General features: G+C 59.4%; 20 protein-coding genes and 1 pseudogene. 13 read left to right on the top strand and 8 right to left on the bottom strand.

Annotated elements, in window-relative coordinates; genetic code table 11:
* Position 1: 1 nt before the first annotated feature.
* The 5 genes from mreD to ribA form a co-directional block, all read right to left on the bottom strand.
* Positions 2-487: a rod shape-determining protein MreD gene (gene mreD / locus HPT27_RS18480; RefSeq protein ID WP_172246578.1), complete on the bottom strand. Its 486-nt coding sequence runs from the start codon at positions 485-487 to the stop codon at positions 2-4.
* Positions 484-1,515 carry a rod shape-determining protein MreC gene (gene mreC, locus HPT27_RS18475; protein ID WP_268935819.1) on the bottom strand — a complete coding sequence of 344 codons (1,032 nt, stop codon included), beginning with the start codon at positions 1,513-1,515 and terminating at the stop codon, positions 484-486. The genes mreD and mreC overlap by 4 nt, the downstream gene beginning before the upstream one ends.
* A 101-nt stretch (positions 1,516-1,616) precedes the next feature.
* On the bottom strand, positions 1,617-2,660 hold the full coding sequence (locus HPT27_RS18470) for a rod shape-determining protein (protein WP_172246576.1): 1,044 nt from the start codon (positions 2,658-2,660) through the stop codon (positions 1,617-1,619).
* 256 nt (positions 2,661-2,916) lie between these two features.
* A complete protein-coding gene (pepB, locus tag HPT27_RS18465; protein WP_211198120.1) occupies positions 2,917-4,215 on the bottom strand; it encodes an aminopeptidase PepB in 1,299 nt (432 codons plus the stop codon).
* A gap of 119 nt (positions 4,216-4,334) precedes the next feature.
* A complete protein-coding gene (gene ribA / locus HPT27_RS18460; RefSeq protein WP_328820731.1) occupies positions 4,335-4,979 on the bottom strand; it encodes a GTP cyclohydrolase II in 645 nt (214 codons plus the stop codon).
* Positions 4,980-5,061: 82 nt separating this feature from the next.
* Between ribA and HPT27_RS18455 the strand changes: the two genes are divergently transcribed.
* The 12 genes and pseudogenes from HPT27_RS18455 (at position 5,062) to HPT27_RS18405 (ending at position 14,843) form a co-directional block, all read left to right on the top strand.
* On the top strand, positions 5,062-5,382 hold the full coding sequence (locus HPT27_RS18455) for a Rieske (2Fe-2S) protein (protein WP_172246574.1): 321 nt from the start codon (positions 5,062-5,064) through the stop codon (positions 5,380-5,382).
* Positions 5,383-5,594: 212 nt separating this feature from the next.
* Positions 5,595-6,134: pseudogene (locus HPT27_RS19730) on the top strand (hypothetical protein); the annotation flags it as partial.
* 147 nt (positions 6,135-6,281) lie between these two features.
* On the top strand, positions 6,282-6,719 hold the full coding sequence (gene dksA / locus HPT27_RS19125) for an RNA polymerase-binding protein DksA (protein WP_407951161.1): 438 nt from the start codon (positions 6,282-6,284) through the stop codon (positions 6,717-6,719).
* A gap of 149 nt (positions 6,720-6,868) precedes the next feature.
* Positions 6,869-7,438, top strand: a complete 570-nt coding sequence (locus HPT27_RS18445; RefSeq protein WP_172246570.1) for a hypothetical protein — start codon at positions 6,869-6,871, stop codon at positions 7,436-7,438.
* 18 nt (positions 7,439-7,456) lie between these two features.
* Positions 7,457-8,329, top strand: coding sequence for a tRNA glutamyl-Q(34) synthetase GluQRS (gluQRS, locus tag HPT27_RS18440; protein ID WP_211198119.1), 873 nt, complete (start codon positions 7,457-7,459; stop codon positions 8,327-8,329).
* 82 nt (positions 8,330-8,411) lie between these two features.
* Positions 8,412-9,770 carry a polynucleotide adenylyltransferase PcnB gene (pcnB, locus tag HPT27_RS18435; protein ID WP_172246568.1) on the top strand — a complete coding sequence of 453 codons (1,359 nt, stop codon included), beginning with the start codon at positions 8,412-8,414 and terminating at the stop codon, positions 9,768-9,770.
* Complete coding sequence (folK, locus tag HPT27_RS18430) at positions 9,767-10,282, top strand: 2-amino-4-hydroxy-6-hydroxymethyldihydropteridine diphosphokinase (protein WP_172246566.1); 516 nt, start codon at positions 9,767-9,769, stop codon at positions 10,280-10,282. Before pcnB ends, folK begins: the two co-directional genes overlap by 4 nt.
* Before the next feature lie 64 nt (positions 10,283-10,346).
* On the top strand, positions 10,347-10,982 hold the full coding sequence (locus HPT27_RS18425; RefSeq protein ID WP_172246564.1) for a deoxynucleoside kinase: 636 nt from the start codon (positions 10,347-10,349) through the stop codon (positions 10,980-10,982).
* Positions 10,983-11,018: 36 nt separating this feature from the next.
* Positions 11,019-11,813, top strand: coding sequence for a 3-methyl-2-oxobutanoate hydroxymethyltransferase (gene panB, locus HPT27_RS18420; protein ID WP_172246562.1), 795 nt, complete (start codon positions 11,019-11,021; stop codon positions 11,811-11,813).
* Between the two features lie 5 nt (positions 11,814-11,818).
* On the top strand, positions 11,819-12,301 hold the full coding sequence (locus HPT27_RS18415; protein WP_172246560.1) for a hypothetical protein: 483 nt from the start codon (positions 11,819-11,821) through the stop codon (positions 12,299-12,301).
* A gap of 42 nt (positions 12,302-12,343) precedes the next feature.
* Positions 12,344-13,192, top strand: a complete 849-nt coding sequence (gene panC / locus HPT27_RS18410; RefSeq protein WP_172246558.1) for a pantoate--beta-alanine ligase — start codon at positions 12,344-12,346, stop codon at positions 13,190-13,192.
* 553 nt (positions 13,193-13,745) lie between these two features.
* Positions 13,746-14,843 (top strand): extracellular solute-binding protein, encoded by a 1,098-nt coding sequence (locus HPT27_RS18405; RefSeq protein WP_172246556.1) that lies wholly within the window; start codon positions 13,746-13,748, stop codon positions 14,841-14,843.
* Positions 14,844-15,384: 541 nt separating this feature from the next.
* Here HPT27_RS18405 and dapB read toward each other — a convergent pair.
* The gene (gene dapB, locus HPT27_RS18400; RefSeq protein WP_172246554.1) at positions 15,385-16,194 is read right to left on the bottom strand and encodes a 4-hydroxy-tetrahydrodipicolinate reductase; all 810 of its coding nucleotides are present in this window, start codon (positions 16,192-16,194) and stop codon (positions 15,385-15,387) included.
* A gap of 152 nt (positions 16,195-16,346) precedes the next feature.
* Between dapB and HPT27_RS18395 the strand changes: the two genes are divergently transcribed.
* Positions 16,347-17,390, top strand: a complete 1,044-nt coding sequence (locus tag HPT27_RS18395) for a hypothetical protein (RefSeq protein WP_172246552.1) — start codon at positions 16,347-16,349, stop codon at positions 17,388-17,390.
* Positions 17,391-17,447: 57 nt separating this feature from the next.
* Here the strand turns inward: HPT27_RS18395 and dnaJ are convergent, their stop codons facing one another.
* Together dnaJ and dnaK are read right to left on the bottom strand one after the other, a co-directional pair.
* Entirely contained in the window at positions 17,448-18,590 is a 1,143-nt protein-coding gene (gene dnaJ, locus HPT27_RS18390; protein WP_172246550.1) for a molecular chaperone DnaJ, read from the bottom strand.
* A gap of 147 nt (positions 18,591-18,737) precedes the next feature.
* Positions 18,738-20,663: a molecular chaperone DnaK gene (gene dnaK / locus HPT27_RS18385; RefSeq protein WP_172246548.1), complete on the bottom strand. Its 1,926-nt coding sequence runs from the start codon at positions 20,661-20,663 to the stop codon at positions 18,738-18,740.
* Positions 20,664-20,702 lie beyond the last annotated feature (39 nt).

The raw sequence follows: 20,702 nt of genomic DNA, 5'->3' as shown, positions 1-20,702 counted from the left end.
CTCAGCTGATCTGCAGGCGGCGGCGCAGGCCGCGCAGCAGCGGGAACCAGAGAAACCAGAGCAGGCCTGAACTCAGCGCCGGCAGCCAATAGCTGGCACGGATGCTGACCGGTTGCACGGCATTCTCAATCCACAACTGCAGCAACAGACTCAAGCCGACCAGCAGCAGGACAAATGCCGCTTGCATCGGCCGGGTGAACATCCGGACCCGGCTGTATTGCTTGACGCAGACATACGCCAGCACCGACAGCAGCAGCGCGTGCAGGCCCAGCATCTTGCCGGTGATGACATCAAGCGCCAGCCCGACCGCAAACGCGGCAAAAATGCCGTACCGATGCGGCAACGCCAGCACCCAGTAAATCAGCGTCAGCACGACAAAGGCCGGCCGCGCCTGATTGAGAAACGTCGGCAGCGGCAGCACCGTCAAGACCAGCGCAAACAGAAAACTGAGAATCACCCAGTGGGTGCCATGACGGGCATGCATCATCGTGCGGCCTCCCCGATGCTGCCGGCCGGACTGCTCGGCTTGGGTTTTGCCGGCGCACTCGCGGGTGCCGTGGAGGCCGGTGTTGCCGGCGTATTGGCGGGATTAATGGCCGGATTGCCGGCCGGACTGTTTGCAGGCCCGGTCGCGGGAGTAATTGCCGGCTTGTCGCTCGCGCTGCTCGGCGCGACGCCCGCTTCGCTGCTGGCCGGCTGCCAGGTTTGCGGCGGCCACAGCAACATCACTTCGCCGCTGCGCTCCATCCGCGCCGCGGTCACCACATCGATCTCGGCATAGGCTTCCCCGGTATCGCGCCGAATCGCTTCGATTTGGCCAACCGGATAACCGTCGGGGAAGCGTTCACCCAGACCCGAGCTGACCAGCAAATCGCCTTCCCGGATATCGGTGGTGTTCGGGACAAAATTGAGCCGCAAGCGATTCATCGCGCCGGTACCTTCGGCAATGGCGTTGAATCCGGTGCGTTCAATCCGCACCGGAATCGCGTGCCGCGAATCGGTCAGCAGCAACACCCGCGACGTGGTCGCCGCAACTTCAATCACCTGGCCGAGCACGCCGAAGGCATCGAGCACCGCCTGCCCTTCGTAGATGCCGTCCTGACTGCCTTTGTTGACCAGCACTTGCTGTTCGGTCGGTTCCAGATCCACGTTGATCACTTCCGCGATCATGCGCTTGCCTCGGGTTTTGCGCGCCGATGACAGCAGCCCGCGCAGCCGGGCATTTTCCGCTTCCAGCGCGGTCAGGCGTTGCAATTGAGTGCGATAAGAAAATTGTTCTTGCTTGAGCTGCTCGTTCTCGCGCTGCATCTCGGCCCGCGAGGCGACGGTCTGGGTAAACCAGTTGTACAGCGAGGTCGGCACGCTGGCGACGTAAAACACCGGCGTAATCGAGGTAGCGAGCGCCGAGCGAATGCCTGCGACATGATCGCCGCGGTGATCGAGCACCATCAACAGCAAAGCGAGTGCCGCTGCCACCAGCAAACGGATGCCCTGAGCGGGGCCGCGAGTAAACAGGGATTTTATGGCGCCATCTCCGTTGCTGGCTTACTCGAGCGAGCAAAACTCCAACCAGAACAGAGACGCCGATCAGTCTGGCTGAGCGGCGTCTTTTTGCATCAGTCGACCGAGAACAAATCGCCGCCGTGCACTTCCAGCATTTCCAGGGCTTTGCCACCGCCGCGCGCCACGCAGGTCAGCGGATCTTCGGCGACAATGACCGGCAAACCGGTTTCTTCGGCGATCAACCGATCGATGTCACGTAGCAGCGCGCCACCACCGGTCAGCACCATGCCGCGCTCGGAAATATCGGAAGCCAGTTCCGGCGGGCACTGTTCGAGCACGCCCTTGATTTCGCGCACGATCGCCGACAGCGGTTCTTGCAGCGCTTCCAGCACTTCGTTGCTGTTGATGGTGAACGCGCGCGGAATACCTTCGGCGAGATTGCGACCGCGAACGTCGAGCTCGCGCACTTCCTTGCCCGGAAATGCCGAACCGATTTCCATCTTGATGCGCTCGGCCGTGGCGTCACCAATAACGGTGCCGTAGTTGCGCCGGACGTAATCGATAATGGCTTCGTCAAAGCGATCGCCACCGATGCGTACCGAATCCGAATAAACCACGCCGTTCAACGACAGAATGGCAATTTCGGTGGTACCGCCGCCGATATCGACCACCATCGAACCGCGCGCTTCCGACACCGGCATGCCGGCGCCAACGGCAGCGGCCATCGGCTCTTCAATCAGGTACACATCGCGGGCACCGGCACCGTAGGCCGACTCGCGAATGGCGCGGCGCTCGACCTGGGTCGAGCCGCACGGCACGCAGATGAGCACGCGCGGGCTTGGCCGCATGAAACTGTTGTCGTGCACTTTGCGAATGAAATGCTGGAGCATTTTTTCGGTCAGTTGAAAGTCGGCGATGACGCCGTCTTTCATCGGTCGCACCGCCAGAATATTGCCCGGTGTCCGGCCCAGCATCCGTTTGGCTTCATTGCCGACCGCAGCTATGGTTTTCTGGCCGCCGACCCGTTCTTGCCGAATCGCCACGACCGACGGTTCGTTCAGGACGATCCCTTTGCCGGGAACATAGATAAGGGTGTTGGCAGTGCCGAGATCGATTGAGATGTCGGTGGAAAACATTCCACGCAATTTTTTGAACATGGCCAGACGGATCCGATTGGGTGCTGGCGGCCCCCACGGAAGCGGCAAGCCGCATCAGAGGGTGACCGGAAAAGACACGGCGGCTTGCGAGCCGCCGGTCATCGAAAAAGTGCCGGTACTGTAGCAACCGAGGTGGACCCCGGCAAGGGCAAATGCTTGTTTTGCGCGGAGTTTCCGCCTTTGGCTCCGGCTCGGGTCCAAGCCCGTCCGGGGCGGCAAACCGGCCCCGTCGGGTGGCCAAAACCGCGAGAGAAAATCAGCCCTCGGCGATCAGGGCGCGGGCCAGGGTCAGCACGCCGACACCGGTACCGCCGGCCGCCCACATACCGTTGTCATTGCTGTGTGCCGCCGCCGCCAGATCGACATGGACCCAACCCGCGCCATTGCGCGGCACGAACCGGGACAGGAAACCGGCCGCATTGCTGGCGCCGCCGGGGCCGCCACCTTTCACCGGCTTGCTGTTGGCGGTATCGGCATACGGCGACGGGCAATGGTTCTGGTGCCATTTGGCCAGCGGCAGCGGCCAGTGCAGCTCGTTTTCCTGCTCGGCGTAACCGAGATAACGGCTGCGCAGTGCGCCATCGAGCGCAAACACCGCGTTGTAATCGGTCCCGAGCGCGGTCACGGCGGCGCCAGTCAAGGTGGCGGCGTCGATGATTAACGGCGCCCCGAGTTCGCAGGCGTAAATCAGGCCATCGGCCAGTACCAAGCGGCCTTCGGCATCGGTGTTGACGATCTCGACACTGACGCCGTTTTTGTATTTCAGGATGTCGCCGAGCTTGTAGGCGTGACCGGAAACGAGGTTCTCGGCGCAGCACAGGATCAGCGCCACCCGCTTGTTCAGGCCACGCAGAATGGCCAAGGCGAGCGCGCCGGCCACGGTGGCGGCACCGCCCATGTCGATTTTCATGGTCAGCATCGCTTCCGAAGCCTTCAGGCTGTAGCCGCCGGAATCAAACGTGATGCCTTTGCCGACCAGCGCAGCGGCGACCGGTTGCTGCTCCATGCCAGCCGGACAGTATTCCAGCTGCAGCATTGCCGGTGGACGGTTGGAGCCGCGACCGACTTCATAAATGCCGACCCAGCCGGCTTCACGCAGCGCCTCGCCACTGATGACGCGGGCCTTGATGGCGCCCGGCGCCAGCTGTTCCAGAAACGCGATGACCCGCTCGCACAGCGTGGTCGGCGGCAGGTTTTCCGGCGTCTCGTTGACCAGATCGCGGACAAAGCGGCTCACTTTCAACCGTGCCGCCAGTTCGGCCTGCTCAGCCGCCGGCAGCTCGGCAGTGCGCAGTTCGCTGCTGTGCTTGGCGTTATCAAAGCCGAGTGCGAACGCCCATTGCGCGGCCAGTGTCCAGCCGTCACCGGCCAGCTGCACGCCGGGCAGGCTCATGCCACCGAGCCGGCGACCGGCCTGCTGAATCTTGCGCAGCAGATCGTCGCCGCTGCCGGTGTGTATCAGCACCTCGGCGCCGGTAAACGACAGCAGCGGCTGTTTGCCCCAGTGGCTGGCGGCAGCATCGGTGGTCAAGCGGGCTTGCAGCAGTTCGGTCATGACAAGGCGATCCTGGTTGATGGCGATAATGGCTATCGGCAAAGGGTTGATAACTAATCAGGGTTGATAACGACAAAAATTTGATCACAACAAAATGAAGGCAAACCACAGGCCCACGGTCAGAGCAAATGGCCGAGCTTGTTCGACTTGGCTTCGAGATAGCGGAAGTTGTGCGGATTGCTGCCAAACTTCATCGGCACCCGCTCGGTCACGGTGATGCCGGCCTCCTCCAGCGCCTTGACCTTGCGCGGGTTATTGGTCATCAAACGTACGCTGCTGAGATTCAGGGCACGCAGCAGCGCGACCGCGTCGGCGTAATCCCGCTGGTCCGGGCCAAAGCCGAGGCTGACATTGGCCTCGACCGTATCCTGACCCTGATCCTGAAGCGCATAGGCCCGCAATTTGTTGACCAGACCAATGCCGCGGCCTTCCTGGCGCAGGTACAAAATCGCGCCACGACCTTCGGCCGCGATCATCGACAACGCCGCTTCCAGCTGAAAACCGCAGTCACAGCGCAGGCTGTGCAGGGCATCGCCGGTCAGGCATTCGGAATGCAGCCGCAGCAGCGGCGCCGGGCCGGGCGCCGTCAGGTCACCCATCGCAAGGACGACATGTTCCTTGTCGTTGAGTGGCCGATCAGTCTGCGGCTTGTCGCCGGCGACCGGCGGCAGCACACTGATGCGAAAATCGCCATAACGCGTCGGCAGACGGGCGGTGATAAATTGAGCAGGTTCTGCACCTGGCTCTTGAGCAAGAACTGACACCGAAAACCACCACTTTTTGGCGGGAAATCAGGCTTGGAATTGTACACCAGCCAGTCCGGCCCCCGCTCGATACGGTCGAATAATGCGCGAACTCTGTGCCCTAACCGATATTCCCAACTGCGAAGCACTGGCCTTTCCCTATACCGACAAGCAGACTCTGGTCGTGACCCGGCGCGGCCTGCGCGCCTGGGCTTACGTCAATCGCTGCCCGCATGCCGGTGTCCCGCTGGAGTGGCAGGAAAACCGCTTCATGAGTCTGGATGGCAGCCAATTGCAGTGTTCCACGCACGGTGCGCTGTTCAATGTCGACAATGGTTACTGTACCTGGGGCCCCTGTCAGGGCCGTTCTTTGCAATCTTTACCGATCGTGATTGAAAACGGCGTGATCTATCTGATGGAATAGGCGGCCGCCATGGCCGAACCTGCGGCGCTGCCGCGACCTGCCAAGCGCGGCACGCGACAATCAGCGAAAGCTCCGATCAGGGAGTGAAAACGGTCATGACAGTTGCCAGCGCCGTCGCGACGGCTATAGTGCACCGTCCGGTTCTACCACCTGGTGGCCATCCTGTCCCGATGCGATGACCATCTGCGAGTGATTTAAGGGAGATAACAATGGCCCAGAAGCCTGCCAGCAAAAAAGCGGCGAGCAGCACAAGCACCGCGAAACCGGTAAAGCCGGCAGCAAAACCGGCGGCAAAAGCAGCCGCCAAACCGGCCGCAAAGCCCGCTGCCAAAGCCGCCGCGAAACCGGCCAGCAAAGCCGCCCCGGCGAAAAAACCGGTTGCTGCCAAGCCGGCGCCAGCCAAGGCCGCTGCCAAACCGGCGGCGAAACCGGCCGCCAAGCCTGCAGCCAAACCGGCCGCGAAACCGGCACCGGCCAGCAAAGCGGCCGCCAAGCCGGTAGCGGCAAAAGCCGCGGCCAAGCCCGCCGAAAAACCGGTCAAAGCCGCCACCAAAGTGGAAGCCAAACCGGCCAAGGCCAGCGCGAAGCCAGAACCGAAAGCGGCCGCCAAACCCGAATCGAAAACCGTCGCTAAAGCTGCGCCGGTTGCCAAACCCGCAGCCGCCAGCAAACCCGTAACCCCGGCCAAAGCGGAGCCCAAAGTGGCACCGAAAGCCGTCAAGGAAGTCGCAAGTCCTGTGAAAGCTGTCGCCTCAGAAAAAACTGCCAAAGTTACCGAAATGAAACCGGCCGTCGCCAAAAGCGTGGCACCGGAAAAAGTCGCCAAAGCCAAACCGGCCGCCAAGCCACTTGATCTGGACGGCAAGAAAAAACTGCGCGCCGAATTCACCGAAGCGCAGTTGAAAGCCTCGACCTCGCAAACGCTGGCCAGCCTCGGCATTGCCCCGTATCCGCTGAAGAAAGACGAAGCGTATATGTGCGAGCCGCAAGCCAATCACTTCCGCAAAATTCTTGGTGCCTGGAAACAACAGCTGCGCGAAGAAGTCGACCGCACCGTGCATCACATGCAGGATGAAGCCGCCAACTTCCCGGACCAGCTCGACCGCGCTGCCCAGGAAGAAGAATTCAGCCTGGAACTGCGCACCCGCGATCGCGAACGCAAGCTGCTGAAAAAGATCGACGAAGCGCTGAAGCAAATCGATGCCGATGAATACGGCTATTGTGAACAGTGCGGCGTCGAAATCGGCATCCGCCGGCTGGAAGCCCGGCCAACCGCCTCGCTGTGCATCGACTGCAAAACGTTGGCGGAAATCAAAGAGAAGCAATACGGGAACTGATCGTTCCGGTTTTACCAAAACGCCCGCGATTGCGGGCGTTTTTGTCTCGACACATCAAAGCTCCAGGCCTGCAAATGGACTGCACGACTCTCTACGAAGCCTTCGCTCATTATCCAAAACCGACAACCATCCCAGTGTGCCCGTGTTGCATGACAAGTAAAGAAGTCAGCACACTGTTGTCAAAAAAATTGGGCGAGCTCACTGCCGACGAATTATCCTCTTACGCATCAGGCGTTCTGCTCACCGTTGGTTCAATAGCCGATTTTAAGTATTTTCTGCCGAGGATTATCGAGCTATCGGTGTCAGGTGGCTTTGACTGGCCAGATCCGGAGGTTGTTTTCGAAAAGTTAAAATTGGCTTCTTGGCAGAACTGGCCAGTGGATGAAATTTGTGCAATCAACAATTGCCTTACACAGAAAATTTCATCCCTTCTTGAAGACCAAAATACAGACTCCTTTGAGCTGGACAAGTGGCTTTGTGCCATTGGGCTCTGTGTTCCAGATATTGCGCCGTTTATGAAGCCGCTTTTTGACCCTGTTAACAATGAAAAGCTAATCAATTACGCCGAACATAATGTGAGTGGACTGGTGGCCGGAAAATTGGTAAATGGTTTTTGGGATGATGCCCCGCAGAATGAGGCGCAAGTTCGAAGACTTTTGAATACTGACGAAGTTTCGATCTATTTGTTTTCAAACTATGGGATTGTTCTGCCGCCTTAAATATCGCGAGATTGACTCATGCTGCAGACAAATAGTCTTGTCATCGGTCGCTTCGCCCCCTCGCCGTCTGGCCCGCTGCATTTCGGCTCGCTGGTGGCGGCGCTCGGGTCATATCTGTCGGCGAAATCGCAGGGGGGACAATGGCTGGTGCGGATGGAGGATATCGATCCGCCACGTGAGCAGGCCGGTGCTGCCGACACCATCTTGCGCCAGCTGACGGCGTTCGGTTTGCACTGGGACGGCACGGTGCTGTACCAGAGCCGTCGCAGCGATCGCTACGACGAAGTGCTGGAGCAGCTACGTCAGCGCGGCCTGCTGTATGGCTGCGATTGCAGCCGGCGTGAACTGCAGGACAATCAGGGCCGTTGCAGCAAGCACTGTCGGCAGCGCGGTTTGCCGCTGGCCGATGGCGTCGCCTGGCGCTTGCAGGCAGGACGCGAACCGTTGCCGTTCGAGGATGCCATCTGGGGCGCCTGCCGCTTTCCCGACACCGAGCTGGACGACGTGGTGCTGAAACGGCGCGACGGCCTGTATGCCTACCAGCTGGCGGTGGTGGTGGATGATGTGGATCAGGGCATCACCGAGGTCGTCCGCGGTGCCGATCTGCTCGATGCCACGCCACGGCAGCTGTATCTCTGGCAGCTGCTCGGCGGGACGCCGCCGCGCTGGGCGCATCTGCCGCTGATCGTCCAGGCCGATGGCCGCAAGCTGTCGAAGCAGAATTACGCGCCGGCCATCACGGGCGCCGATGCCTTGGGTTTACTCAAGCAGGCGCTGGCGGTGCTCGGGCAGCCGGTTCCGCCCGGCGATGACATTCCAGCGCTGCTGGCCGAGGCCTGCGCACACTGGCGTATCGACCGGGTGCCGCGTGGCCCGGTCATGCTGGCGTAATCCGGGCAGCGGCACAGCCGACAGATGCATCCACCGTGCCGAGCGGCTATCATTGGACTTTCCCCTAAGCCACTGACCGTACGTGATTTTTTCCCGCATCAACCAGTTCATCCAGCGGACGGTCGGCCGACCTTCGAAAACGCGGCTGCGCAAGCAGATCATCGCGCGTGATCAGCACCACGTCTCACGTTCGCAAATCAGCGACAACGCCTTGAAGGTGTTGTACCGGCTCAACAAGGCCGGGTACGAGGCCTATCTGGTCGGCGGCGGCGTCCGCGACATTCTGCTCGGCCAGCATCCAAAAGATTTCGACGTTGCCACCAATGCCAAACCGGAAGAAGTGCAAAAAGTTTTCCGCAACTGCCGGCTGATTGGTCGCCGCTTCCGCCTGGCGCATGTGCTGTTCGGTCAGGATGTGGTCGAGGTGGCGACGTTCCGCGCGGTCAACGACGACGCGCCGCAAACCGAGCACGGCATGGTGCTGCGCGACAACGTTTACGGCACGATTGAAGACGATGCCATCCGCCGCGATTTCACCGTCAACGCGCTCTACTACAACATCGCCGATTTTTCGGTCGTCGATTTTCTCGGCGGCTTGAAAGATCTGCAAAAGAAAACCCTGCGCCTGATTGGCGATCCGGAAACCCGTTACCGCGAAGATCCGGTTCGGATGCTGCGCGCTGCCCGATTGGCTGCCAAACTCGAATTCAAGATCGAACCGAAGACCCGCGAACCGATCCTCGCGCTCGGCAAATTGCTGGAAAACGTTTCCAACGCCCGGCTCTGGGATGAATGCGCCAAGATGTTCCTGACCGGCCATGGCCTCGCCAGTTTTGAACAACTCGACGAGCTCGGCCTGTTCAAGATTCTGTTCCCCGGCCCGGCGGCGGCCATGCACAAACATCCGTCCGTGCGCGAACTGTTCCGCATTGCGCTGGCCAACACCGATCGCCGTATCGCTGAAGAAAAAGGCGTCAATCCGGCCTTTTTGTTTGCCGTGATGCTGTGGCCCGGGGTGGCTGCCGAATACGACAAACGCCTGAAGCGTAATGTGCCGCCGGCACCGGCGCTGCAGGACGCCGCGACTGAAGTGCTGGATCGTCAGCACGAAATCACCGCGATCGCCAAACGCTTCAGTCAGGTCATGCGGGAAATGTGGTTACTGCAACACCGCTTCCAGCAGCGCACGCCAAGCCGGGCAGAAAAATTGTTGGAATTGCCACGCTTCCGTGCCGCCTTTGATCTGCTCAGTTTGCGCGCACAAGCGGGCGAGCCGCTGCAAGAGCTGGTCGACTGGTGGCAGCACTATCAGGATGGCGATGCCGATGAGCGCGCCGCCTTGCTGCGCCGGGTCGACAAACCGGAAACCCGGGCACCGAGCGAGCGCAAGCGCAAACCGCGTCGGCGCACCCCGCGCAAACCGGCCGCCAAAACCGAATGACCGGTGGTGCCAACAGCGTTCGCGCTTACATCGGTCTCGGCAGCAATTTGGCGGAACCGATTCGGCAAGTGCAACAAGCGATCGATGCGCTGGCCATTTTGCCGCTGAGCCGACTGGTGGCGCGCTCCTCGCTTTACCGTAGCGCGGCGCTGACTCGCCCGGACTGCGAGACCGCCCAACCCGACTACATCAATGCGGTGGCAGCCATCGAAACCAGCCTGGCGCCGCAGGCGCTGTTGGCCGCACTGCTGCAGATTGAACAGCGTCAGGGCCGGACCCGCGGCGCAGAACGCTGGACCGCCCGCACACTGGATCTGGATCTGCTGCTGTACGGCAATCTGCAACTGCAAACCCCGGCGCTGACGGTGCCGCATTACGCCCTGACCGAACGCGCCTTTGTTGTGCTACCGTTGCACGAAATCGCCGCCGATTTGCAACTACCAGATGGTCGCCGCGTGAGCGAACTCGCGGCGACTTACACGGGTAGTGGCGTGCAGCGGCTGAGCGGCTGAACTTCCTCACCGCCACACTCGGCCACCGCGCCGCCAACACTACGGACCAGGAAAGCGCGCCCTTATGAATCCGCTGCGTTTCGTCACCGTCGAAGGACCGATTGGGGTTGGCAAGACCACGCTCGCCCGGCGCCTCGCCGAAGCACTCGGCGGCCAGACGCTGCTCGAGCAGCCGGATGAAAATCCGTTTCTGGAACGCTTCTATCAAAATCCGAAACAGGCGGCGCTGCCGGCGCAGCTGTTCTTTCTGTTCCAGCGCACCCGCCAGCTTGATTCCATTCGGCAGCAGGATATTTTCGCACCGGTTACCGTCAGCGATTACCTGATGGCAAAAGACGCGCTGTTTGCCCGCCTTAATCTCGATGACGACGAGCTGCGACTGTACGAACAGGTCTATGGCCAGCTGACCATCGAGGCACCGCGACCGGATCTGGTGATTTACCTGCAAGCCCCGGTCGATGCACTGATGGAGCGCATCCGCAAGCGCGACCGCGCCGCCGAGCGGGCCTTGAGCCGTGACTATCTGCAAAAGATATTGGACGCCTACACCCGTTTCTTTTATTACTACGACGAATCCCCGCTGCTGATCGTCAATACCGCCGCCCTGGATCTGGCTGGCGATGATGCCGACTTCCAGCAACTGGTCGAGCGCGTGCACCAATGCCGCAGCGGTCGCCACTATTTCAACTCCCGGATCTGAGCGCGCCACGCTCGATCACCGCAACGGAATTTCACCATGAGCCGAATCACTGCCCACCGCCTCACCGAGATGAAGCGCGCCGGCGAGAAAATTGTTGTACTCACTGCGTACGACGCCACCTTCAGCGCCCTCTGCAACAGCAATGGCGTCGACGTGATTCTGGTCGGCGACTCGCTCGGCAATGTGATCCTGGGTTATGACAGCACGGTGCCGGTCACGATGACCGACATGCTGCACCACACCCGCGCCGTGGCGCGCGGCAATCGTGACGCGCTGGTCATTGGCGATCTGCCCTACATGAGTTATGGCACGCTGGAACAGACCCTGAGCAATTCTGCGGCGCTGATGCAAGCCGGCGCCCACATGGTCAAGCTGGAAGGCGGCGCCTGGCTGGCCGATTACGTCCGCGCACTGACTGAGCGCGGCATTCCGGTTTGCGCGCATCTGGGCTTGACCCCGCAATCTGTCGATGCGCTCGGTGGCTACAAGGTGCAGGGTCGCGATGCCGAGAGCGCCGCCAAAATCATCGCCGATGCCAAATCGCTGGAAGCAGCCGGTGCCCGGCTCTTGGTCGTGGAATGCGTGCCCAGCACGCTCGGCAAACAGCTCAGCGACGCGCTGAGCATTCCGGTCATCGGTATCGGCGCCGGCGTGGATACCGACGGCCAGGTACTGGTGCTGCATGACATGCTCGGCTTGGGTGAGAAGCGCCCCAAGTTCGTCAAGGATTTCCTCACCGGCGAAGCCGGCGGCATCGGCGCCGCGATTGCTGCATACGGTAAAGCCGTGCGCGAGAGAAAATTTCCAACTAAGGACCACAGCTTTAGCTGAGCACCATGAACATCCGAAAACTGCATTTCCAGTGGGTGCTGCCTTCTATTGTTGTATTGAGCACGTCAGCACTTTCGCAAGATGAAGTCTTTATTGTTCCATCTGGCTCGCCATTTTCGCAGACTGTCAGTGAAAACCCTGATATCACTCGCTTCTACGGAACAACGGAGCTGAGCGGGTCGTTCGAATTTGCGTGGGACATCCGCGATAGCGAACCACTTTACCTAGAGCTTAAATTCTATCCGAACGAGCAGTCACAGAAGAAGCTGCCATACATGGTAGGAACGGCGCCACCGACGGAGTTGGTGGTATTTGATGCAGACATCGCACTGCCCAAACTGCTATCCCCAGAATTGACTCAGGAAATTCGTGGAAAATCACTGCTCCAAAAGCGCGGCGAAGCAACGATTAGAGTAAAAAATTTGTTTACCGCAGTTGATTGTGACCACAGAGCGTATGTTGTCACTTTCGACGGAGTGATCGAATAGCCCTCCTGCATCACATGCGAAATCAGGTTAAACGGAGTCACCATGCAAATTTTTGATTCACTCGCGACCATGCGTAGCCAGATCGCGGGCTGGCGTCGCGACGGCCACAAGATTGCCTTTGTTCCAACCATGGGCAATCTGCACGAAGGCCACGCGTCGCTGTTCGAGCAGGCCCGCACGTATGGCAACAAGGTGGTGGCCAGCATTTACGTCAACCCGATGCAGTTTGGCTTGAACGAAGACTGGTCGAAGTACCCACGAACATTGGACGCGGATCGGCAAGTGCTGCAAGCCAAACAGGTGGATGCGCTGTTTCTGCCCGATGACAAAATCATGTACCCGCATGGCATCGATGTGCAGACCTTTGTCGAAGTGCCACGGCTTTCGAATATTCTCTGTGGCGCCTCGCGGCCCGGGCATTTCCGTGGTGTCGCCACCATCGTCAACAAGCTGTTCAATCTGGTTCAGCCGGATGTCGCGGTTTTTGGCGAAAAGGATTACCAGCAGCTGATGGTGATCCGGCAGATGGTCAACGATCTGTTTGTGCCGATTGAAATCGTTGGTGCCGAAACGGTGCGCGCGGCCGACGGTCTGGCGCTGTCATCACGCAACGGTTATCTGACTGCCGAGGAGCGCGCCCAGGCGCCGGTGATTTATCAAACACTGCGCTGGTGTGCCGATGAGCTGCGCCGTGGTGCACGCGATTATCCGGCGCTGGAGCAGCAAGCGCGCAGCCGAATCAGCAGCGGCGGTTTACGGCCGGATTATTTCTCGATCCGCCGGCATAGCGATTTGCTGGAGCCGGCCAGCGAAGAAAAACGCTTCGTGGTGCTGGCAGCAGCCTATCTCGGCAAAGCCCGCCTGATCGACAACATTCAGGTGCTCGACTAGCCGCGCAGTCCGCAATAGCTTGTCGGGCTGACAAACAGCCAAAAGCAAAAAAGAGCGCCTAAGCGCTCTTTTTTGCTTCACCCTTTCCCTATGAGACTTTGCTATCTAAAGCAGGCGCATCCTGCGCCGGTCCTGCCACCATCCTGGTGCTCTTCCTTGTCGCCATCTTGGCGCTGTCTTGGTTGACCAAGACCCCTGCCGTCGTCCTGACGGTGTCCTTCGTGTGCGTCCTGCACGGGCGCCATTCTATGGTCTCCCGGCCCGGCTGGTGGATGCCTCCCATGGCTTACAACTCAAAGGCGACCGCCACGGCACGGTTCTGGCGCAATAAAATCAATGAGTTAGCGAGCTAATGATGCCTTGAACCACAAGCAAGACAACGGTATCGCTTACAGCTTTGTAAGAGATATCTCACACGCTGACGGGGGTTTGGCTGATGTGGCCGCCATTGCTGTTGGTCGAAGCGCGGGTTAAGGTCATGCCAGCGACTAATAAATTAAACAGTCGAAGATCATATTAAACATTTGAAGCCTGATTTTTGTGGAGTCATCCCATGCGCCCCTCGTGTTGGTGGTTGTTGCTGGCGGCCGCGCTGCCGGTATTTGCCAAGGAGCCGGCAACGGTCCGCGTCTACAACTGGACCGACTATATCGATGAGTCCGTGTTGAAGGACTTTACCGATGCCACCGGCATTCGGGTCGAGTACGAAACCTTTGAAAGCGCCGAAGATCTGGAAGGAAAAATTGGCCAGGGCAAAAGCGGGTACGACGTGGTTGTGCCGAGCGCCAACTTTCTTGCCTACGGCCGCCGGCACAAGCTGTTTCAGCCGCTGGATAAAACCCAACTGAGCAATCTGGCCGGGCTTGATGCGGCGCTGATGCGCAAACTGGAGCGCTCTGATCCGAGCAACGAATACGGTGTGCCCTATTTATGGGGCACCACCATTTTCGCCTACCGGGCCGAGGCCATCGCCAAGCGGCTCGGTGCCAACGCGGCGACCGACAGCTGGCAACTGCTGCTGAACCCCGGCAATCTGGCCAAGCTGTCGGACTGCGGCGTGGCCTTTCTGGATTCCGGTATCGAGGTCATGCCGGAGCTGCTGCGCCACATCGGCAGCATTCCGAACAGCCTGAATCCTTCCGACTACATGCGGGTCGAAAAGCACCTGAAACAGCTGGTGCCGCATGTCCGCTATTTCGGCGGCGAGAATATCATCGACGATTTGGCCAGCGGCAAGCTGTGCGCGGCCTACACTTATTCCGGCGATTTGGCCCAGGCCCGCGATCAGGCCGCTGCCAACGGCATCACCGACCTGACCCTGGTACTGCCGAAAGAAGGCGCCGATCTCTGGGTCGATCTGCTCGCCATCCCGATTGACGCGCCGCATCCGCAATCGGCGCATGCCTTCATCAATTTCCTGCTGCAGCCCGCCGTCATGGCGCGCATCTCCAACGCCGTCAGCTACCCGAATGCAGTCACCGCCTCACTGCCCTTGATCGATGAAGCAGTGCGCACCGACCCGGTGTTGTTCCCGAGCCCGGAAGCGCAAGCCAAGCTCTACACGCTGCCGGTGCTGACCGATGCGGTCGCCGGCATCTCAGAGCGGATCTGGAAAACGACACAGAAAGGAAAATCCCCCGCTGGTGGTTAACAGATCAATCGAGTAATTGAGGAAATGACAAATCTGCAGGACTGCAGATTTGCACAGCGAAGCTACTCCGAAGGGGTTTCCGCCATGAAAGACTGAAACGACAAAACGGCAGGACAGCCGTTTTGCGCGGCGGAGCCGTCCCGAAGGGATTGTGGCCATGGATGGCCACAACGAAAAAGGGCCGGAGTTTTTCCGGCCCTTTTTTTACTTCGTTTTGTCTCGTCCCTTGAAACGTTGATGCTCCCTGCACCATCCCTGATTGGCTTGTCCTTAGCCTCGTTCCTGACGCTACATCCTTGCGGCGTGGGGGCAGTATAGGGGAGTTGCTACCGGGTTCCGGGTGACAGAGTTGTCATCTTCGTGCGATTACCGCCCATTTCCGACCAACGGCACTTACCACATTTTCTATACCTTTCAATCGGTTAATGGAGAAACACCGCCCTGCTCGGGTAGCTGCCCCGGCGGCCGGCGGACAGCAACAGCGGCTGTGGCCTACAGCCTTGTAAGCCATATCGCACATCGGGCCGGGCAATCGCAGCGTTTACCCGACCTCGCGCAGACCCAGCACATCGTCCATGCCATAAAGCCCGGCCGGTTTGCCGACCAGCCAGGCAGCCGCCCGCAATGCCCCCTCGGCGAAATTGCGCCGGTCAAAGGCCTGATGGCGAATCTCCAGATGCTCGGTACCGGTTGCCAGCAGCAGAGTGTGATCGCCGACAATCTCGCCGGCACGAATGGTGGCAAAACCGATGCTGCCCGGTTCGCGCACGCCAGTATTGCCTTCGCGCGACAGCACGCCGCTTGCTGCCAGCGTGGTACCGCGCGCCTGCGCCACCACCTCACCAAGGCGCAGCGCGGTGCCGGACGGCGCATCCACTTTGTAGCGGTGATGGGCTTCGATGATCTCGGCATCGGCATCGGCCATGGCCTTGCCAGCGATGCGCGCCAGCGCGAACAGCAGATTGACCCCGACGCTCATGTTCGGCGAGATCAGCACCGGGATCTGCCTGGCCGCCGCCTCGATTTCCGCCAACGCATCCGGCGAGAAACCGGTCGTGCCGATCACCACCGGCTTGCGCTTGAGCTGGCAATGCTTGAGCAATTGCAGCGACGCCACCGGCTGACTGAAATCAACAATCACCTCGGCCGCTTGCACCGCCGCCGACACATCCGCCGCCAATGGCACGCCAATATAGGGAAAGCCGTGGATGACCGCCGCATCCTGACCCAGACGCGAATCGGTTCCCGCCGTCACCGCACCAACCAATTTCCATTGCGGCAGCTCGCGCACCGCCGCCACCAGCGCCTTGCCCATCCGGCCACTGGCCCCATGAAGAGTAATCTTGTTCATCCGCTACACCCTCGCATCGAGGCCGACATTGTAATCGAACATTCAGAACTGCCTGCTCCGCTCAGCAGAAATCCATAAGGACCTCAGTCGCCGCAACCCCCTCCGGCTTTTCGCCTGTTACAATGCCATGCCCATGTCAACATCCTTCCACTATGCGTCGCTTCCTGTTGGCCATGTTTTTGCTGGCACTACTTGTCGCCATCTGCTGGTCACTCACAGAGTCAAATACGTTGTCCGCAGCTTCCGCGGCCAGTACAAACAAGCTTATCAAAGTCACCATAACCAACGAGCCAACGGCCGGAGCTCAACGGGCTACATCGCCTCTCGGCAAAGACACCGGCAACACCGGCAACACCGGCAACACCGGCAACACCGGCAACATCGACACAGAAAAATCTCTCCCCGCCTACTGCTCACCAGAAAAAAAGGTAACCACGCTTGCCGGCGCTCCAGCTCAGGAATTTCTTAGCCGTCACCCTACGCTAGGCATAACCCAGACCGATGTTGAATTAGTATTCGATAGCATCGTCGAGATCGGCATTGCTGCAGCGGAAGATATCCATGAACTGGATCTGAAGACGATGCGGGTTCGTGTTGAGGGTCGTTTTCACAACAAACCTATCGCGGAGCTGGCCGCTCCGGCAAATGCAGGCGATGCGGAAGCTGCATTAGTTTACGGCTCGTATCTGATGTACCAAGGTTGGATGGATCGCCAGCACGCATCTGGGATTGATCTGACAAAGATGCATGAGGGTGAGCGACTGCTGCAATGGGCCTATAAGGGTGGCATTAGTGAAGCAGTAAACCGACTCTATATTTACTATCATTACGCTAGCCAAAAAGCTTGGCGTAAAGACAAATCTTCGATCGAATCGCAGGAAGTGCAAACGACACAGGTCGCTTACGGGCAATGGCTAATCCGCAACACTACTGCCGGTCGCGCCCTGATGATTGACAATGATTATCGTGGCAATCTTGGCGTGCCTGGTGATGAACACTTCATGCCTGCTGGAGATGAGATTGCTCCAGCGACAGTTCTAGCCAAACTGACACAATTGAACAACGAACTTCCGCCAGCAGATCTAACGAAAGTCCAGGTGCAAAACCGGGAGCAGTTGCTCTGGCTGAATCGACGTGGATTGATTGATGCTGTAATTGATGCAATGAGCAAGGATTGCGCGTCAACGGCAGCATAATTCGATCGCAAGTAGAAAAAGGCCGCAATAGCGGCCTTTTTGTCAGTCAGCGTTGACTCATTTGCGCAAGTCGTCAAAAAACGCTTTCACACCATCGAACCAGGAACTGGCGCGCGGGTTGTGATTGGGTTCTTCGTTCAAGGCTTTTTCAAACTCCTCCAGCAGCGCCTTTTGTTTGCTGTTCAGTTTGACCGGCGTCTCGATCACCACCCGGCACATCAGATCGCCAGGGCTGCCGCCGCGCATCGGCACCACGCCCTTGCCACGCAAACGGAACAGTTTGCCGGTTTGGGTTTCGGCCGGCACTTTCAGCATGACCCGGCCATCGAGTGTCGGCACTTCGACTTCGCCGCCCAGTGCGGCCGTGCCGAAACTGACCGGCACTTCGCAGAACAGATTGTTTTCCTCGCGCTGGAAAATCGGGTGTTCCTTGACGTGTATGTGCACATACAAATCACCGGGCGCCGCGCCGGCCACGCCCGCTTCCCCTTCGCCGGACAAGCGAATGCGATCGCCGTTGTCGACACCAGCTGGCACCTTGACCGACAAGGTTCGCTCTTTCTGGATACGACCCTGACCATGGCAGCTGCCGCAAGGATCCTTGATCACGGTGCCGCGACCATGGCATTGCGGACAGCTTTGCTGAATCGAGAAAAAGCCTTGCGACATCCGGACCTGGCCGGCACCGCCGCAGGTGTTGCAGGTAATCGGTGATGAACCTTTTTTGGCGCCGGAACCGGTGCAGGTATCGCAGCGCTGCCAGCTCGGAACCCGCAGCTCGACTTTGGTGCCGCGTACCGCTTCTTCCAGACTCAGTTCAAGGTTGTAACGCAGATCGGCGCCGCGCGCCGCGCGACCGCCACCACCACCGCCGCGACCGGTGCCAAAAATGTCACCGAACACATCGCCGAAAATATCCTGGAACGACGCGTTACCAAACGGATCGCCGCCGCCACGACCACCGGCCATGTTCGGATCGACACCGGCATGGCCGTGGCGATCGTAGGCCGCGCGTTTGTCGTCATCCGACAGAATTTCGTAGGCTTCCTTCGCTTCCTTGAATTTCTCTTCGGCGTCCTTGGCATCCGGATTGCGATCCGGATGGTATTTCATGGCGAGTTTGCGATAGGCGGTTTTCAATTCCGCCGCATCGGCATTTTTCGCCACGCCGAGCACGTCGTAGTAATCGCGTTTAGCCATAGTCGAAAGCAAAACCCCATATAGACGTAGGGCGGATCAAGGTCGAAGACCGGATCCGCCGCACTTGTAATCGAAGAAGTTGTGCGAGCCGCTCACTACGCAAGCGGCCCACACCCCAGCACTCCCCTGACACGGGAAGGTGGTACATTACTTCTTGTCTTTGACTTCCTCGAACTCGGCGTCAACAAACTCGCCGTCGTTCTTCGGGGCGTCGCCAGCCGCTTGCGCCTGCTCGGCACCGCCGGCGGCGCCAGCGTTTTGATACATGCGCTCGCCGATCTTGCTCGAGGCTTTTGCCAGCGCTTCGCTCTTGGCATCGATCTCGGCCTTGTCGTCGCCTTTCAGCGCCGCTTCCAGATCCTTGATCGCCGCTTCGATGCTTTCTTTCTCGCCGGCTTCAACCTTGATGGCTTCATCGCTCAACGCCTTGCGGCTGGCGTGGATCATTGCATCGGCGCGGTTGCGCGACTCGACCAGTTCCTGGAACTTGCGGTCTTCGTCGGCATGCGCTTCGGCGTCGCGCACCATGCGGGCGATTTCGTCTTCGGTCAGACCCGAGTTGGCCTTGATCTCGATCTTCTGCTGCTTGCCGGTGGCCTTGTCGATGGCCGACACGTGCATGATGCCGTTGGCGTCGATATCGAAGGTCACTTCGATTTGCGGCGTGCCGCGCGGTGCCGGCGGAATGCCGGCCAGATCGAACTTGCCGAGCGACTTGTTCTGGCTGGCCATCTTGCGCTCACCCTGCAGCACATGCACGGTCACCGCATTCTGGTTGTCATCCGCGGTCGAATAAACCTGCGATTTCTTGGTCGGGATGGTGGTGTTCTTTTCGATCATCACCGTCATCACGCCACCCATGGTTTCGATACCCAGGCTCAGCGGGGTCACGTCAAGCAGCAGCACGTCGCGGACATCGCCTGACAGCACCGCGCCTTGAATCGCGGCACCAACGGCCACCGCTTCATCCGGGTTGACGTCTTTGCGCGGCTCTTTGCCGAAGAACTCGGTCACCAGCGCCTGCACTTTCGGCATCCGGGTTTGACCGCCGACGAGGATCACTTCGTCGATGTCTTTGACATTCAGACCGGCGTCCTTGATCGCGGTCTTGACCGGATCAATGGTGCGCTGGACCAGTTCATCGACCAGCGATTCCAGTTTGGCGCGAGTCAGCTTGATCACCAAGTGCTTCGGACCGGTGGCATCAGCCGTGATGTACGGCAGGTTGACGTCGGTCTGGGTCGACGACGACAGTTCAATCTTGGCCTTTTCTGCAGCCTCTTTCAGCCGTTGCATGGCAAGTGCATCGCCGTGCAGATCCATGCCCGATTCTTTCTTGAATTCGGCAACGAGGTACTCGATGACACGCATGTCAAAGTCTTCGCCACCGAGGAAGGTGTCGCCATTGGTCGACAGCACTTCAAAGGTTTTTTCGCCGTCGACTTCGCCGATTTCGATAATCGAAATATCAAAGGTACCGCCGCCCAAGTCGTACACGGCGATTTTCTTGTCGCCACGGCCGCCCTTGTCGAGACCATAAGCCAGTGCGGCCGCGGTCGGTTCGTTGATGATGCGCTTGACGTCGAGACCAGCAATACGGCCGGCGTCTTTGGTTGCCTGACGCTGCGAGTCGTTGAAATAGGCCGGCACCGTGATCACGGCTTCGGTGACTTCTTCGCCGAGGTAATCTTCGGCGGTTTTTTTCATTTTCTTCAGCACTTCGGCGCTGATTTGCGGCGGTGCCATCGGCTTGCCGTCGACTTCGACCCAGGCATCACCGTTCTTGGCCGCAACAATCTTGTACGGCACCATCTTGATGTCTTTCTGCACAACGTCATCAGAGAAGTTACGGCCGATCAAACGCTTGACCGCGTACAGCGTGTTCTTCGGATTGGTTACCGCCTGACGCTTGGCGCTCTGGCCGACCAGCACTTCGCCATCCTTGCTGAACGCAATGATTGACGGGGTGGTACGGGCGCCTTCGCTGTTCTCGATGACGCGGGTGTTTTGACCTTCGAGAATCGCCACGCAGCTGTTGGTGGTGCCGAGGTCAATACCGATAATCTTGCCCATGTTCTACTCCTGCTACGATGTTCGGAATTCGGTTCCGGT

The organism is Permianibacter fluminis (genome assembly GCF_013179735.1).
In the GTDB taxonomy this organism is placed as follows: Bacteria; Pseudomonadota; Gammaproteobacteria; order Enterobacterales; family Permianibacteraceae; genus Permianibacter; species Permianibacter fluminis.
The sequence above is the reverse complement of the archived record's forward strand: the minus strand, read 5'-3'. Positions and strand labels throughout refer to the sequence as shown.